This is a genomic window from Streptomyces xingningensis (assembly GCF_054957865.1).
This window is the reverse complement of record NZ_JBDJPF010000040.1, coordinates 13,117-27,948: the sequence shown is the minus strand read 5'-3', so window position 1 is coordinate 27,948 and position 14,832 is coordinate 13,117. Positions and strand designations below refer to the sequence as shown.

The 14,832-nt window shown below is 68.4% G+C and carries 12 protein-coding genes and 1 pseudogene; 4 read left to right on the top strand and 9 right to left on the bottom strand.

Annotation, left to right across the window (positions count from 1 at the left end; translation table 11 throughout):
* Window positions 1-10: 10 nt before the first annotated feature.
* The 3 genes from fabF to ABCR83_RS20780 are packed head-to-tail and all read right to left on the bottom strand — an operon-like array spanning window position 11 to window position 5,618.
* Window positions 11-1,288 carry a beta-ketoacyl-ACP synthase II gene (fabF, locus tag ABCR83_RS20790; RefSeq protein WP_462696605.1) on the bottom strand — a complete coding sequence of 426 codons (1,278 nt, stop codon included), beginning with the start codon at window positions 1,286-1,288 and terminating at the stop codon, window positions 11-13.
* Complete coding sequence (locus ABCR83_RS20785; protein WP_462696604.1) at window positions 1,285-2,973, bottom strand: thiamine pyrophosphate-binding protein; 1,689 nt, start codon at window positions 2,971-2,973, stop codon at window positions 1,285-1,287. The genes fabF and ABCR83_RS20785 overlap by 4 nt, the downstream gene beginning before the upstream one ends.
* A gap of 5 nt (window positions 2,974-2,978) precedes the next feature.
* Window positions 2,979-5,618, bottom strand: a complete 2,640-nt coding sequence (locus tag ABCR83_RS20780) for an aldehyde dehydrogenase family protein (protein ID WP_462696603.1) — start codon at window positions 5,616-5,618, stop codon at window positions 2,979-2,981.
* A gap of 367 nt (window positions 5,619-5,985) precedes the next feature.
* On the opposite strand from ABCR83_RS20780, the gene ABCR83_RS20775 reads away from it, so the two are divergent.
* Window positions 5,986-7,230, top strand: a complete 1,245-nt coding sequence (locus tag ABCR83_RS20775; RefSeq protein ID WP_462696602.1) for a neprosin family prolyl endopeptidase — start codon at window positions 5,986-5,988, stop codon at window positions 7,228-7,230.
* Between the two features lie 283 nt (window positions 7,231-7,513).
* Here the strand turns inward: ABCR83_RS20775 and ABCR83_RS20770 are convergent, their stop codons facing one another.
* The 4 genes from ABCR83_RS20770 to ABCR83_RS20755 all read right to left on the bottom strand — a co-directional run bounded on the left by ABCR83_RS20770 (window position 7,514) and on the right by ABCR83_RS20755 (window position 10,687).
* Window positions 7,514-8,137, bottom strand: coding sequence for a helix-turn-helix domain-containing protein (locus ABCR83_RS20770; RefSeq protein ID WP_462696601.1), 624 nt, complete (start codon window positions 8,135-8,137; stop codon window positions 7,514-7,516).
* Between the two features lie 160 nt (window positions 8,138-8,297).
* Complete coding sequence (locus ABCR83_RS20765) at window positions 8,298-8,987, bottom strand: CBS domain-containing protein (RefSeq protein WP_462696600.1); 690 nt, start codon at window positions 8,985-8,987, stop codon at window positions 8,298-8,300.
* 80 nt (window positions 8,988-9,067) lie between these two features.
* The gene (locus tag ABCR83_RS20760; RefSeq protein ID WP_462696599.1) at window positions 9,068-9,976 is read right to left on the bottom strand and encodes a universal stress protein; all 909 of its coding nucleotides are present in this window, start codon (window positions 9,974-9,976) and stop codon (window positions 9,068-9,070) included.
* A 36-nt stretch (window positions 9,977-10,012) separates the two neighbouring features.
* On the bottom strand, window positions 10,013-10,687 hold the full coding sequence (locus tag ABCR83_RS20755) for a CBS domain-containing protein (RefSeq protein WP_462696627.1): 675 nt from the start codon (window positions 10,685-10,687) through the stop codon (window positions 10,013-10,015).
* A 186-nt stretch (window positions 10,688-10,873) separates the two neighbouring features.
* Between ABCR83_RS20755 and ABCR83_RS20750 the strand changes: the two genes are divergently transcribed.
* The 3 genes and pseudogenes from ABCR83_RS20750 (at window position 10,874) to ABCR83_RS20740 (ending at window position 13,426) form a co-directional block, all read left to right on the top strand.
* Complete coding sequence (locus ABCR83_RS20750; RefSeq protein ID WP_462696598.1) at window positions 10,874-11,872, top strand: Acg family FMN-binding oxidoreductase; 999 nt, start codon at window positions 10,874-10,876, stop codon at window positions 11,870-11,872.
* Between the two features lie 66 nt (window positions 11,873-11,938).
* A pseudogene (locus ABCR83_RS20745) lies at window positions 11,939-12,142 on the top strand (DUF1918 domain-containing protein); the annotation flags it as partial.
* Window positions 12,143-12,772: 630 nt separating this feature from the next.
* On the top strand, window positions 12,773-13,426 hold the full coding sequence (locus ABCR83_RS20740; protein WP_462696597.1) for a molybdopterin-dependent oxidoreductase: 654 nt from the start codon (window positions 12,773-12,775) through the stop codon (window positions 13,424-13,426).
* Between the two features lie 57 nt (window positions 13,427-13,483).
* Here the strand turns inward: ABCR83_RS20740 and ABCR83_RS20735 are convergent, their stop codons facing one another.
* Together ABCR83_RS20735 and ABCR83_RS20730 are read right to left on the bottom strand one after the other, a co-directional pair.
* On the bottom strand, window positions 13,484-14,356 hold the full coding sequence (locus tag ABCR83_RS20735; protein ID WP_462696596.1) for a universal stress protein: 873 nt from the start codon (window positions 14,354-14,356) through the stop codon (window positions 13,484-13,486).
* A gap of 40 nt (window positions 14,357-14,396) precedes the next feature.
* A complete protein-coding gene (locus ABCR83_RS20730) occupies window positions 14,397-14,831 on the bottom strand; it encodes an Hsp20/alpha crystallin family protein (RefSeq protein WP_462696595.1) in 435 nt (144 codons plus the stop codon).
* Window position 14,832: the final 1 nt, after the last annotated feature.

Here is a 14,832-nt window from a genome sequence, read left to right as displayed (position 1 = left end):
GGCCGGGACCTCATACTGCCCGGACCACGAGAGCGGCATTGTGGCCGCCGAAGCCGAACGAGTTGCTGAGAGCGATCCGCATACGGTCGTGGTGCTGCGCCTGGTGCGGAACGAAGTTGATGTCCGGGTCAATTGGCTCGGTGCAGTTGATTGTTGGCGGGACGTCTCCCGTGCGGAGGACCTGGATCGAAGCCACGAGCTCGACCGCTCCGGCGGCACCGATCATGTGCCCGGTCATCGACTTGGTGGAGCTGACCGGGATCCGGGTGACATGATCACCCAGCACCTTGTGCAGGACGGCCGCCTCGGTGGCGTCGTTCAACAGCGTTCCGGTGCCGTGCGCGTTGACGTAGTCCACGTCCGCCCCGGTTATCCCTGCGTCGCGCAGCGCCGCCTCGACGGCAAGGCACGCACCCCGTCCCTCCGGATGCGGGGCGGTCCAGTGATAGGCGTCGGAACTCGCCCCGTAACCCGCGAGTTCGGCCAAGGCCGTCGCCCCTCGCCGGTCGGCCACCTCGGCGGCCTCCAACACCACCACGGCGGCTCCCTCACTCATCACGAACCCGTCGCGATGCACATCGAACGGCCGGCACGCCGCGGTCGGGTCGTCGTTGCGCCTGGACAGCGCGCGGGCGTTGCCGCTGCCCGCGAGGTCGACGGTGGTGATGCAGGCGTCGGCGCCGCCGACGAGGACGATGTCGGCCTCCCCATTGCCGATCATGCGCATCCCCGCGCCCACCGCGTCCGCGCCGCTGGCGCACGCCGTGCTCTGGGCACGGCTGGGCCCTTGTGTGCCCAGACGCATGCTGATCTCACCGGCAGCGCTGTCCATGGCGGTCGTGACCTGGGTGAACGGGCCGATGGCCCGTGGCCCTTTGTCGCGCAGCGTGTTGGCGGCGCGGTAGATCGACCCCACCGGGCCATAGCCACTGCCGATGATCACGGCGACCCGCGGCGCCAGGCGGTCGTCGACGACGAGTCCGGCGTGCTCGCAGGCCTCCAGCGCCGCGGCAAGGGCGTACTGCGCGTACGGGTCGGCGCGACGACTGACCATCGGCGGCATGTAGCGGCCGGGTGTGAAGCCGCGGACCTGGCCGCCGATCCGGACTCCGAGACCGGTCACGTCGATCGCGTCCACGGTGTCGATGCCGCTGCGCCCGGCCAGCATCGCCGTCCATGTCTCGTCGGCACTGTGACCCAGCGGCGTCACCGCCCCGTACCCGGTGACCACCACCTGGCGTCGGGGCCGGCTGCGCCCGGCGTCACCTCGCTCTCCTGCGTCCGTCACTGGGGAACCACCCCGGCGTCGCGGAGGGACGGGAGGATGTCGTCGGAGGCGACCGGCACCATGAGCACGGCAGTGCCTCCCCGGGAGCAGAACCGTCGCGCGGCAAGGATCTCATCGGTCAGCGCGGCCTTGTCGCGCAGCACCCGACAGTGGATGTCCGACCCGTCCACCACGGGCGGCGGGGCGCCCGGCCGGGTGAAGGGGTAGCGCTCGGCGTCGAGGCCGAGGCGGGCGCGTTGGGCGTCCAGCCAGCCGTAGCCGCCGTTGCACAGCACCACGTACAGAACGCCGCCGTGGGCCGGAGCGGTGACGGCGATGTCCGCGCGGGCCGCGAGGAACGCCCCGTCCCCGATGAACGCGGTGACCTCGTGGTCCGGGGCGGCCCGCTTGACCCCGATGGCCGCGGCCGCTCCGAAGCCCAAGGGGGTTTGCTCCGACGGCACGATGGACCCGCCACCGGTGTGGAAGGGGAAGCCGTAGGACCACATGTCCTGCAGCCCGTTCTCCTGGACCAGCACGCGGGGCTCGCCGGCGGTGGCGTCGAGCGCGGCGAGCAGCTCGGCGATGCGGATCCCCGGCAGCGTCGCCGCGCGGGCCAGTTCCGCTTCCACCTCGAGCGACATGGCCTTACGGGCGACGGCGATCCGGTCCGCCCACCCCTCGGTCGCGTCCGCGTGCTCGGCCTTGCGGTCCTCGTCCAGCGCCCGCGACCAGCCGAGCACGGCGTGCCGGGCGTCTCCCAGCACGCGCGGGCCCGCGAACTCGGCCGACAGCCCGCCCGGATCGACATTGACCTGCACCACCGGGACCGGGGGCCATGGCGTTCCGCCTTCGACGACTGTCTCCTCGAGTCGCCCGGCGAGCGACACCACCAGGTCGCAGGATGACCACAGTTCACGGGCGGGGGCCGCGGCGTAGAGGCCGGCCACGCCGCAGAACAGCGGGTGGCGCTCGTCGACGGCACCGCGGCCGGACGCGGTGGTGAAGAGCGCCGCGCCGAGGAGTTCGGCGAAGCGCTCGACCACACCGTCGCCGTTGCGGTGCCGCATTCCGCCGCCCACCAGCACCACCGGCCGCCGGCTCGCGCGGATCGCCGCCAGTGCCGGTCCCGGCATCACGGGCACGGGCTCAAGGACCAGTGGTTCGGGCAGCGTTGGCTGCGGTCCGGTGACGAGGATCTCCGCCGTGCGGACGTCATCGGGTATCTCCAGGTACACGGGTCCGGGCGGCGGCCCCACGGCTCGGGTCAGCGCCGTCACCGTCGCGGGGACGACCCGGTCCGGATGCCCCACCCGGTGCGCCCATTGCACAAGGGGCGCTGTGACGGCGACCTGGTCAAGTTCCTGGAATCCGCCACTGCCCCGGCGCTGTTCGGGCACGCCGGCGGCGAGCACGAGGACCGGTGCACCGGACTCCCGCGCCTCGAGCAGCCCCGTGGCCGCGTGTGTGACAGCCGGCCCTTTGCCCAGTGCGCATACGGCGAGCCGGCCTGACTGCAGTGCGTAGCCGGTCGCCATGTACATCGCGTTGCGCTGGTCACGGCACGGCACGAGGTCCAGGCCGGCAGCGTCGAGGGCGCGAAGCAACTCCAGGTCATCGCCGGGCAGTCCGAAGCAGGTGTCCACCTCGTTCGCCACCAGCACGTCGACGATTGCGGACCATGCGTCGGCGTACCGTTTGCTCACCCGGGTCACTTCCCACCGACCGTGGTAGGGGCGGCCATCGGGAGATTCTGCGCCACGGCCTGCGAGATGAGCAGTGGTTCGGCGTGCCGCTCGCCGCCGTAGGAGATGTAGTTCGCCCTTATCCCGAATCCGCCGAACGGTCGGTTGCCGTCCTCGGCGTCGAGCAGCGTGTGGTTGACACAGGTGTGGTGGCGCTTGGCCAGAACGTCCACCGTCTCCGGATCGTTCCCGTAGACCATCGCTCCCAGCGCACGTTCGCTGAAGTAGGGGCCTGACATTCGTTCACGCAACCGCCTCGCACTGGGATAGGCCACGACGTTGAACACCGGGGCGAACATCTCATCAAGGGGGATCTTGTCATCGAAACCCCACAGCAGCATGGTCGGCTCGATCCTGCGGGACAGCAGATCGATGCGCCCGCCGTGCCGGATGTGACGCGCATGACGCACCAGGTAGTCCGAGCACTTCACCAGCGCCGAGTCGTAACAGATCGGACCGTAGTCGGCGACCGGGTCACTGTTCTGCCCGAAACGCAGCGAAGTCAGTTTGGCGGACAACAGGTTGACGAATTCCTCGGTGCGGCCCTGCGGCGCGAACACAACGTCGGGACCGAAACAGTCCTGGCCCGAGTTGTAGAGCCGGATTTTCGTGACGTCATGTACGGCGCGCGTAAGGTCGGCGTCGGGTGCGATCACGAACGGGTTGATGCCGTGACCGAAGAAGAGGAAGAGCTGGTCTTCCGCCAGCCCTTCGCGGATGGTCTCGGCATTGGAGTAATTTCCGGTGAAGACGATGAGGTCCGCCTCGCGTACCGGTCCCGTCACAAACTTACGCTGGCTGAGTTCGAAAAGCTCGATGGGTAAGCCGTGGACCGGCGCCAGCAGATCGTGCAGGCGTTGTATCTGGCTTTTGATCTCGGAGGACGGCCGGAAGGTGATGCTGTCGCTGTAAAGGGACGCCACAAGCAGGTAAAGCGCGTAGGAATAGAGCGGGATGTTGGAGGGCATGAAGACCGCGGCCCGAGGCACGCAGCCGGGCCGGACCCGGCGGATCTCCTCCTCCGCTCCGTCGAGGGTGGCGAGGAACGAACGAATCTCCGCACCGGCGGTGTGGTGGGGCGAGATTTCGGTGAGGATTTTCCTCACTGCGTCTTCGTTGTCGGCCACATACCGGCGCACTGCGCGCAGCGCATCGACACGGTTGGCGAAGGGGATGCGGTAGTCGGTCGCACTGACCGTTGAGCCGGGCGCGGTTGCGTCGGTGGTCGTGTTGTGCGACGTGGACAGCGAGGTCATGGCGATCTTCTCCAGGACGGCCAGGTCGGGCTTTCCCGTGCCCGTGAGAGGCAACGCGGGAAGCACGACGATGTGGTCGGGCTGCTCGTAGCGGGCGAGCGCAGAGCGCAGCACCCGTTTCCAGTGCGCAGGTTCGTGATCGTCCGGGTCCGCGATCACGAACACCAGACGACAGCCCAGACGGTCGTCGGGGACGGCGACGACCTCCGTCTGCGCGCCGGCCGACTCGGCCCGCTCGGCGAGGTGATCGGGATAGAGCGTGTGGCCGTCGCGGTGCACGGCGTGCTTGCGCCCGACCGGGAAGACGCGGCCGGCGTCGTCGAGCAGGCCGATGTCGCCGGTGCGGTGAACCGGACCCGAAACCGGAATGATCTCGCCGTCATCGCCCAGATGACCGGTCATCAGGCCGTCACTGCGTACGACGAGTTCGCCGAGCCGGCCGTTGGGAAGCGGCCTGCCGTGGTCGTCGTGGACTTCGACGACCACGCCGGGCAGCGGCGTGCCACAGCCGACCGGATCAGTAGGGGTCGCCAGCGCGATGTTTCCCACCTCGGTCGCCCCGTAGCCGTCGAGCAGGTGCAGGCCTGTGCGGGCGTGGAACCGGGCCGCCAGATTGCGCCCCAGCGGCGCGCCGCCCACGCACCAGGCTCGTACCGTTTTCAGCGCGTTTGCGAGAGCGGGGCGACGGTCGAGCAAGTTGAGCAGGCTGTAATAGGTCGACGGGGCCCCGTCCACGATGGAGAGTCCGTGGTTCACGCCAACCGCAAGTGCACGGTCCAGGCGCGTGGTTGGCCCGTAGACCACAAGCGTGCCTCCACCCAGCCACCAGCAGAGGACCACCGACAGACCATATTGGTGGGAGTACGGCAGGACGGGCAGGAAGACGTCGTCGGGCCGGTACCCCATGCGTTCCGCGCTGAGTACGAGGTTGTCCAGAATCGAGCGACCGGAGCGGACTATGCCTTTGGGGCTGCCTGTCGTACCCGACGACCACGAGATCGCGGCGTCCTGGCGTCGTGCCCAGGCCGCGACATCGGGCACGGCCGCCGTGTTCGAAGCGGGCCGTGGCGCCGCGGTGTCGCCCGTGCCGTCGCTGATTTCCAGCACCACGCGCGCCTGAGCGCGGATCTGTGATCGCTGTGCCGGGGTGGCTCGATGATCGGCCAGGACCACCGAAGCGTCGAGGTGAATGAGCGCGAGCAAATCGACGACCCATTCCGGGGAATTGGCCCCGCTCATCATCACCCGCGAACCGGGTTCGATGCCGCGGCGTGCAAGAAGTTCGCTGGCGCCGAATACCCGGGCCACGATTTCGTCTGTCTCCCAGCTGCGCCCCTCGGGCGAGATCAAGCGCCTGAAAATGGGCAACTCGTGCTCCTCAACGCCAGGGGGTGTTTTCAACTTCCTGGACGTACACGTTGGTAAACCCACAGTCCCGCGATAACGTCTGCTCCCGTTCAACAATATACATCTAAAACGACTATCCCATACCTGTAGAACGGTGTCGAGTACTGCAGCGGAACTCCGTGACATGCGTGGGTCGTTGAGTACGTAGTGACGGGAGAGATATGTGACGAGGCCGAGGACCGTGATGCGAAGTCCCGGGGCGGAACGTCCCGTTCGAGGGACCTGCGGCTGAATGGGGGAATCCGCGGGGATCTCTTAGGCAGGCGCCGCACGCGGCGTCACCGCACCAGTCGGAACGGAGAGCCCGATCATGCCGCGAGACCTCCCGCACTTTCCCGACTTCTCCGCCTTCATCGACAACGTGAACTCCACAAACCACGAGCAGTTCACCGCCGCCCGCCCCACAAGCGGCGTCGGGGCTCAGGGATTTGACGCGATGAGGGCGCACCTTCTGTCCTTCTATCGTGGCATCGAGGACGTGCCGCACAGCTTCGTCGACGACAACGGCCAGATCTTCGACTGCGTCCCGGTGGAGCGCCAGCCCGCACTGCGGGACACAAGGACCGTGCCGGCCGTTCCGGTCGATGCCCCGGCCGCACCCGGCCCCCGCAGCCTCCCACAAGGCCTGCCGCTACGACCGCAGTTGAGGTCCGACCGCATCGACAGGTTCGGGCACGCCATGTCGTGTCCCCCGGGCACCATCGCCCTGCGCCGGGTCACGCTGGACGAGCTGGCCCGCAGGGGCACCCTGCACAACTTCTTCCGCAAGAGCCCACTGGGCACGGGCCAACACCCGCGGCTGGGCCCGCAGATCCAGGCGGGGGTGCACAAGTACGCACACGCCTACCAGGTCACCGGCAACCTCGGCGGCCACAGCTTCATCAACGTCTGGGACCCCGGCGTCGGCGACCAGATCTTCTCGCTCTCGCAGCACTGGTACGCGGCGGGCTCACCGGTGCAGACCGCCGAATGCGGCTACCAGATCTATCCGGGGAAGTACGGCACGACACAGCCATGCCTGTTCATCTACTGGACGGCCGACGGCTATCAGAACACCGGCTGCTACAACCTCGACTGCTCCGCCTTCGTCCAGACCAACTCCGGCTGGGCCTTCGGCGGCACGCTGGCCCCGGTGAGCGTCGCGGGCGGCGCACAGTACGAGCTGGAGGTCGCCTGGTACTTCAACGGCGGCAACTGGTGGCTCTACCTCGGCGGCACCGACGCGGGCCACGCCGTGGGCTACTACCCGGGCTCCCTCTACGGCAGCGGTCCCCTCGCGAGCGGCTCGGCGTCGGACATCGACTACGGCGGCGAGGTCGTGGACAACACAGCGTGGCCCCCGATGGGCAGCGGCGCCTTCGCCGAAGCGGGCTGGCAGTACGCCGCATACCACCGCGACGTCCTGTACTACCCCACGGCAGGCGGAGCCGTGCAGGCGTCCCTGACCGCCTCCCAGCCCTCCCCCAACTGCTTCACCTGTGTGGTGAACCAAGCGGCCGACCCGTGGAACGAGTACTTCTTCTACGGCGGCCCCGGCGGGACAAGCTGCTCATGACGGCCCCGCCCCTCAACGGTCCTCATCACCCGGCGTGCCGCCCTTCACGGCACGGCGGGTGGTCGAGCGAGGTTTTCTCCGACCCTCAAGGCGATCGCGATATCCCGGAGTTCGGCCACCGCCTGCAACGCCTTCCCTTTGTCCCAATGCGGTCCACCGCCGGATTCCGGTGCGTCGTCGAGGATGCTGGACAGCGTGTTGAGCGGACAGCTCACACTGCTGGCGACCGCTGTTGTAGCTGCGGAGCGCCCGGCGCAGTTGCGTGCTCTGCTGAATCAGGCGGTCACAACTCGCGAATAGTCCGACCGCTCACGTCACTTGGCACGATACGGATCCAGAGATCACGTTTCCCGCCCGCCCAGGGCCGCGCTCCTGGTCGCTCGGCAAGGGCTCGTACCGCTTCGGGGTCGGTGATGTGGTCCGCGGTGCCCCTCACGAGGACGCTCCAGCCGTTGCTGCGGTGCTCATCGATGTGATCGGTCTCGAACACGAGCCGGGTTCCGGCGGCGACGGCTGCCGGGCCCCCCGTCTCGGTGCGGTAGACGATCGTCCGGGCGTCCACCAGGAAATTGACCGGCAGCAGCACAGGCCCGGCATCGTCCGGCAGCCCCAGACGGCCGATGCCGTGTGTGCTCAGCCTGTCCCAGCACTCGCGCTCCGACAGGCGCATAAGGACGGGGTGGGGGGCCGGCGCCTGCTGGCCGGGCGGAGCGTCACCGCGGCCTTTCAACAGCTCCTCGTACGACATCTCGAGAGCGGCGGCCAAGCGCATGACAGCGGCCGGGTCGAAGTCGCCACTGAACTTCTCAAGCTGGCGCAGATACGCGAGGGACATGCCGGCACGGCTTGCGACTTCTCCCTGTGTCATTCCGAGCTGGGCGCGCCGCAGGGCGCTCCGGGTGGCCACGGTGTCCTCGTGAGGGGAGGCACTGGCCGACTCGCCGGGCTGTGGTTCTTCGCCCTGCACAGCCACTCACCTCCGCTCGGTCGATCCGCCTGCAGACTCCTCTCCAGGGGATCAGACCGAGGGATACCGTGCCAGCGCTGGGCAGCCGACTTGGTACGCCTCAGAACTGGGGACCGACGACCGGTGGCTCTGTGGCCCTGGGCCGGTCGGGGGCGGTGATCTGGAGGTCGACGTTGACGACGCCCTCCACGGCCCGTACGAGCCGTGCCACCACCGGGACCAGTTCCCTGTCGGCCAACTGACCGGAAAGGGTGACGACGCCCTCGTCCACCTGGACCTCCAGGGTCGGCCGCCGGTTCGGGAAAAGCCGTGCGATCACTTCCTTACGAACCTCCTGGGCGATGTCCTCGTCGTCACGGAGGTACACCTTGAGCAGGTCGCTCCGGCTGACGATGCCGGCGAGTTTCCCTTCCAGGTCCACGACCGGCAGACGTTTGACGCCTTTGCGCGCCATCGCGCGTGCGGCTTCCGCGAGGGTCGCGTGTCCGTGAACGGTGATCGCCGGTGTACTCATGAGCTCCTCGGCCGTACCCGCTCCGGCCTTCGCCAGGGCGTCGAGACGGCGGAGCTGCTCGAACCGGGACGGGTCACGGTCCTTGAACTCCTCCTTCGGCAGCAGGTCCGCCTCCGAGACGACCCCGATGACCCGGCCGTCTCCCGCCAGTACGGGCACGGCGCTGACCTTCCACTCGGCGAGGGCCTTCGCGATCTCCTTGTAGAGAGCGGTGCGGCTGACGGCCACGACCGTCTGGGTCATGACGTCGCTGACGGTGCGTTGAGAGTCCTTCATCTCCGGCTCCTCATCGATGCGACCGGTACGTTCCGTTCCCGGCTCGCGCGGCGACAGCCGGTACGGCGGTTCAGCGGTGTTCAGTCATGGGGCACCAGGGCCAAGGGACACGGGGCGTGATGTACGCACGCCTGCGCCACGTTGCCCAGGTGCGGTGTCAGGAGGTGTGATCGCCTGCGTCTGCCGATCACCAGCAGATCGGCCCCGCGCGCCGAGCTCACGACAGTGCGTGCCGGGCTTGCCAGACGAATGGTCTCGGTCAGGGGCACGTTCGGATGCTTCTCCCGCCAAGGGCGCAGGGCTTCGCCGAGTTCCCGTGCGGCTCCCTGGGAGATTTTCGCGGCCACGTCGGGGTCAATGCCCCATGGATCGTATGCCTGGGCCGGCAGCGCGGGTCCGTGAACGACACGAAGGGGCGCGTCACTCGCCGCAGCAGCAGCGAAAGCGAAGTCCAGGAGGCTGTCGCAGGGGCCGTGCAGGCTGACCCCGGCCACGACTCCTCCGCCGTCGTCGGCCGCGCGCCGCTGTTCCTCCCCCGTCTGTGTACCCGTGCGCACGAAAACCATCGGCTGCTCGGCCTTGGCTGCGATCTGGTGGCTCACATCGCCGAGGAAGAAACTTTCGAAGGGTCCCACACGCCGTGAACCGAGAACGACCATGAGCGAGTCCCGCGCCGCGTGCAACAGGGCGGACTCGGGCTCCTCGGCCACAAGCTCCTCGACGACCGGCAGATCGGGGTAGCGTTCATGGATTTCGGACGCGGTCATGTCGACGGCCCGCTTGGCCCAGGAGTGCTGGTCCGTCCCGGCGGGGAAGGCCACAGGCTCCACCGCAGAACGGATCCACGCGTGCAGCAGGCGCACACCGAGCCCGCGTCGGTGGGCCTCGTCCGCCGCCCAGTGGGCAGCCGTCAAGCTCTCGGGTGACCCATCGAGCCCGACAGTGATGAGTGCTGTTCCCACCATGGTGATCACCTTCGTGACCTGCACGGCCAAGCTCCCGCGGCGACCCCGCAGAGCAGTGGGTCAGGGAGCGGGGAAGCCACCGCCCGCGTCATCTCCCGTGTACGTGATGCGCTGGTGAACCGAGACCACGCCGTCCACGGACCGGCACAGCCGCTCGATGACCGGGATCAGGCTCCTGGCCTCCACACTGCCGGTGAGGGTGACCTGTCCTTCGGAGACCTCGGCGGTCACGGCCGACGGTGCCAGGCCCAGGGTCTGCTCCAGCAGGTCGTGGTGGATCTCCTCGCGGATGGCGGCGTCGTCACGGAGAAAGACGCGCAGGAGGTCGGGCCGGCTGATGATGCCCAGGAGCTTGTCGGTCTCGTCCACCACCGGCAGTCGCTTCACGCCCTGGACCGTCATGAGACGGGCCGTCTCGACGACGTTCCACTCCGGCCGGGCGCAGACGGCGGGTGCGGACATGAGTTCCTCCGCTCGGGCGCCCTCGGCCTTGGCGCGATCCCACTTCTCGAGGTTCGGTACGGGGATGCGCCCAAAGGGATCGGGCTGGTCGGCCGACTTGCGCATCAGATCGGCCTCGGACACCACACCGATCACGCGTCCGTCGCCGTCCACGACCGGCACGGCGGTGACGTCATTCTCCGCGAGCTCCCTGACGATCTCCTTGAACGGGGTGTCCCCGCGCACCTTGATCACGTTCCGGGTCATGAGCTCGTCGACTGTTCGGTGCTGCAACATCTTCCCACTCCTTCTCCCGAAGTGCTGGGTGCCCGCAATGCCAGCCTGCCAGGCAGAGACAGCCCGGGAATGAGCCGGTCGGCCCAAGGGGGAGGGACGCTCGGCCTCTGCCATGTCCGAGCTGCGGAGAGACCATGGAAGGGATCCTGGCGACGGAACCGGACCGTCCGAAGGGAGACTCCGGTGACAGCACCATCCACCCTGGACGACGCTCGCGTGGCCGAGCTGGTGAAGGACGCGGCGACCGCTCCGTCCATGCACAACGCGCAGCCCTGGCGCTTCCACTATGCGCGGGAAAGCGGCATCTTCCAGCTGTACGCCGACTTCGAGCGGATCATGCCGCACTCCGATCCCGAGGGCCGGGCCCTGCACCTGGGGTGCGGTGCTGCACTGTTCAACCTTCGTGTCGCCATCGTGGAAGCGGGGCTGCACCCCGAGGTCACGCTCCTGCCCGACGTCTCCGATGCGACGCTGCTCGTGACCGTACGAGCGACCGCACCGAATGAGGCGGAGGATGTCGGCCTCCGGCTGCTGCATCCCGCAATCCGTGAGCGGCACACCAGCCGGTACCCGTTCTCGGAGACCGACATCCCGGAGAACCTCCGCACCGCCCTGGTGGACGCCGCCGACAGAGAAGGCGCCTCGTTGTCGTTCCCCGACTCCTGGCACCTGCGCTGGGTCCAGGAGCTCGCCGAGGAGGCCGAGGCCCGCAATCTCACCGACGGCGGCAGCGAGGAGGACCTGGCCCGCTGGACCAGGATCGGCGCCGGCGAGGCGGACACGGCGGCCGATGGTGTCCCGGAGTACGCCTTCGGGCCCCACAAGCACGACGGACGGGCACCCATGCGCGACTTCTCCGGCGGCAAGCCGACCGCCGACCTCGGGTCGACATCGTTCGAGAACAACCCCCACCTGGCCGTGCTCAGCACGTCGGACGACCACCCGCGCGACTGGCTGGTCGCCGGCCAGGCCATGGAGCGCGTCCTGCTCCTGGCCACGTCGAAGGGACTGGCCACCTCGTTCTCCACGCAAGCCCTGGAGTGGCCCGACCTGCGCTGGCCCCTGCGCGATCCCACCACCGGTACGGGCCACGTGCAGATGATCCTCCGCCTCGGCTACGGGCCACGAGGCCCGGTCACGCCCCGGCGCCCCGTCCGCGACGTGCTCGTCATCGAGCCGTAGACAGACCAATCCGCGGCTCGCTCGACGTCGCGCGATGCCGGATCGGCATCCCAGGGAGTGATGATCATGCATGCGTGTCTGGGTGACCACCTCACCGTCAAAAGTCCGACGACAGGAGCGACGAAACGAGACGGAGAGATCGTCGGCCTTCACCACTCCGACGGCACGCCTCCGTACGACGTGCGGTGGTCGGACAACGACAGGGTGACGTTGGTGTACCCGGGACCCGACGCCCACGTCCACCATCCGGAGCGCAAGCCCTCGGCGGGGCACTCCGAGCAGCGGAAAGGGACGCCGTCGAGGGACACGACACACCGCTGTCAGAGGTAGGAGCCTCGGTTGGCCGATTGGCCATGTCACGCTGAGGTCCATACGCACGGTCCTCCAGGGCACCACCACCGAGACACCGGGGTGCCCCGATCACGGAAGTGGCCGACCGACGATCCGTCAGTCCCATCGTGTCGGCCCAGTGGTGTCTGTACGAGGATTGGCCCGCTGCTACCGGGTCACCTGCAACGCAGTCGACACGACCCTCGGGGCTTCCTTGACGCCACGCTGACTGAGGACCTGGACACGCACCCTGATGAGAGGCTGAGGCCATGTCGGACGAGGCCAGTTCGACGGGTGCGGAGGACCGCCCGCACGCGTCGGGGGCCTCCGACCGGATCCCGCCCGGCTTCCGCTCGGGGCTGACGAAGGGCATGGATACTGTGGCGACGTGGTCGGGCTCGGTGCCGGCGGCGGGCGGGGTGGCGCCGACCTCGTCTTCGGCTGGTTCGTGCTCTTCATCGTGGTCCACGTGAGCCTGGTCTTCACCACCGGTCTGCTCACCAACCTCAACCACAGATCATCGCCGGATGGGCCGCGGCGACACCGTTCACCCTGCGCCATCCCCGGGTCGTGCAGCGCGTCGGATACGCCCTCATCGGCGGCGTGCAACGCTGGTTCGAGCATGTGGACGCACGCCCCGGTGCCTACACAGCCAAAGACATCTCCCCCTACTTCTGGCACAACGGCCGCTACCCCGACTCCGCCGAGTACAAGGCCCTGCAGGCGGGCGACTTCGCCGGCTACCAGCTGCACATCGGGGGCCTGGTCGCCCACCCGGTCGAGCTGTCCCTCGACGACCTGCGGAAACTGCCCGTCCATGAGCAGATCACGCAGCACTTCTGCATCCAGGGATGGTCGGGAGTCGCCAAGTGGACGGGCGTCTCCATGTCCACGATCCTCGGCCTGGTCACGCCCGATCCGCAGGCCAGGTGGGTGGTGTTCTACTCCTTGGGGGAAGGCGCCGACGGCGGTACCTACTACGACGCCCATCCCGTCGAGCACATGCACAGCAGGCTCACCATGCTCGCCTACGGCATGAACGACCAGGCACTGCCGTTCGGCCACGGCGCCCCGCTGCGGCTGCGCAACGAGATCGAACTCGGCTTCAAGCAGGTCAAATGGATCAAGGCGATCGAGTTCGTCGCCGACTTCTCCGACATCGGCAGCGGATTCGGCGGCTACAACGAGGACCACGAGTTCTTCGGTTACCGACAGTCCCTCTGACACTGATGTCCCATGAGGCCGGCTCGACGACGAGGACCGCCGTCCTCGCCTCGGCCCTCACTCCTTGTGGGGAACGACAGCGACCGGGCAGGACGAGTGGTGCAGCGCGGTGTGGCTGACCCGGCCCAGCTGCAGCCCGAAGTGCCCTTGCCGCCGGGTGGCGCCGAGGACCAGGAGATCGGCTTCGGCCGTTGGCCCGAGCAGCACCTTGTGGGCGGCCCCTTCGAACGCGGTGCGCCGAACGGTGACCTCCGGGTACTCGCTCCGGGCATCGCTCAGCACCTCGTCGAGGACAGCAGTGGCCGCCTCTTCGTAGGCGCGGGCGGTGTCATTCAGAACAGCCAGGGGATCCGTGGGCCGCTGGAGGCAGCGCCAGGCCCGAACCGCCTGGAGCTCGCATCCGCGGGCCTCCGCCTCGCGCAGGGCGAAGCGCACGGCGGTCGCCGCCTCGTCGGCCTCGCCGACTCCGACGACGACCCTGCCGTTCATGCCTCGGATGTTGCGCTCCTCTCCCCTTACGACGGTGACGGGACAGTGGGCGCGGCCGGCCACGGCAAGGCTCACCGAGCCCAGCAACAGCTCCTTGACGATGCCGCGCCCCGAGGAGCCGGTCACCAGCGCGGCGGCCTCGTGCGACTCCTCCAGAAGGGCGGCCACGGCGTCTTCGGGCACCACAGTGGTGTGGATCTTCAGCTCTGGGGCGCGCTGACGGGCTCGCTGCCCGGCCGAGCCGATGATGCGCTCGGTCATGACCTCGTCGGCCGGTCGTTCGCCACTGAAGGACGGCACCGCGCCTTCGTAGCGCTCCCAAAGCGACGCGTACACGATGCGCAGGGACAGGCCGAGACGGAGCGCCTCGTCCACTGCCCAGTCCAGGGCTTCCAGGCTGTCGTCGGAACCGTCGACGCCTACGACCAGGGAACGTTCCATTGTTCCCACCGCCTTGTGCACGAAGGTCAGTCAGCGCGGATCAGTCGGTGCGCCGAACGGGCACGGTGCGAGTAGCCGGTTCCTCCTTGACCACGCGGGGGACGGTGACCGTGAGGACGCCGTCCCGGTACTCGGCTGTGAGGCCGTCCTCCGGGATCGGGAACGGCAGCCGGACCGACCGCGCGAACGAGCCGTAGCGGAACTCCGAGTGTCGTTTGTCTTCCTTGCTCTCGGAGTGCTCCGCCAGGACCGTGAGGGTGTCACCCTCGACCGTGATCTTGATGTCCTTCTCAGGGTCCATACCGGGCAGCTCTGCACGCAGCACGTACGTCGCGCCACTGTCCATGACCTCGATCGGAATCAGGTGCGCATCCCGTGCTCCCCATACCACTGGTACGTCGGGGAAGCCCGATCCGAGCCACTCGAACAGTTCCGGGAGCCCTGACCGGTGCCTGGATATCGATGAGCCGGCCATG

Excerpts from the sequence above, each read along its gene's own strand:
- ABCR83_RS20730 (WP_462696595.1), bottom strand. The coding sequence starts at position 14,831 with ATGGCCGGCTCATCGATATCCAGGCACCGGTCAGGGCTCCCGGAACTG.
- ABCR83_RS20735 (WP_462696596.1), bottom strand. The coding sequence starts at position 14,356 with ATGGAACGTTCCCTGGTCGTAGGCGTCGACGGTTCCGACGACAGCCTG.
- ABCR83_RS20775 (WP_462696602.1), top strand. The coding sequence starts at position 5,986 with ATGCCGCGAGACCTCCCGCACTTTCCCGACTTCTCCGCCTTCATCGAC.
- ABCR83_RS20765 (WP_462696600.1), bottom strand. The coding sequence starts at position 8,987 with ATGAAGGACTCTCAACGCACCGTCAGCGACGTCATGACCCAGACGGTC.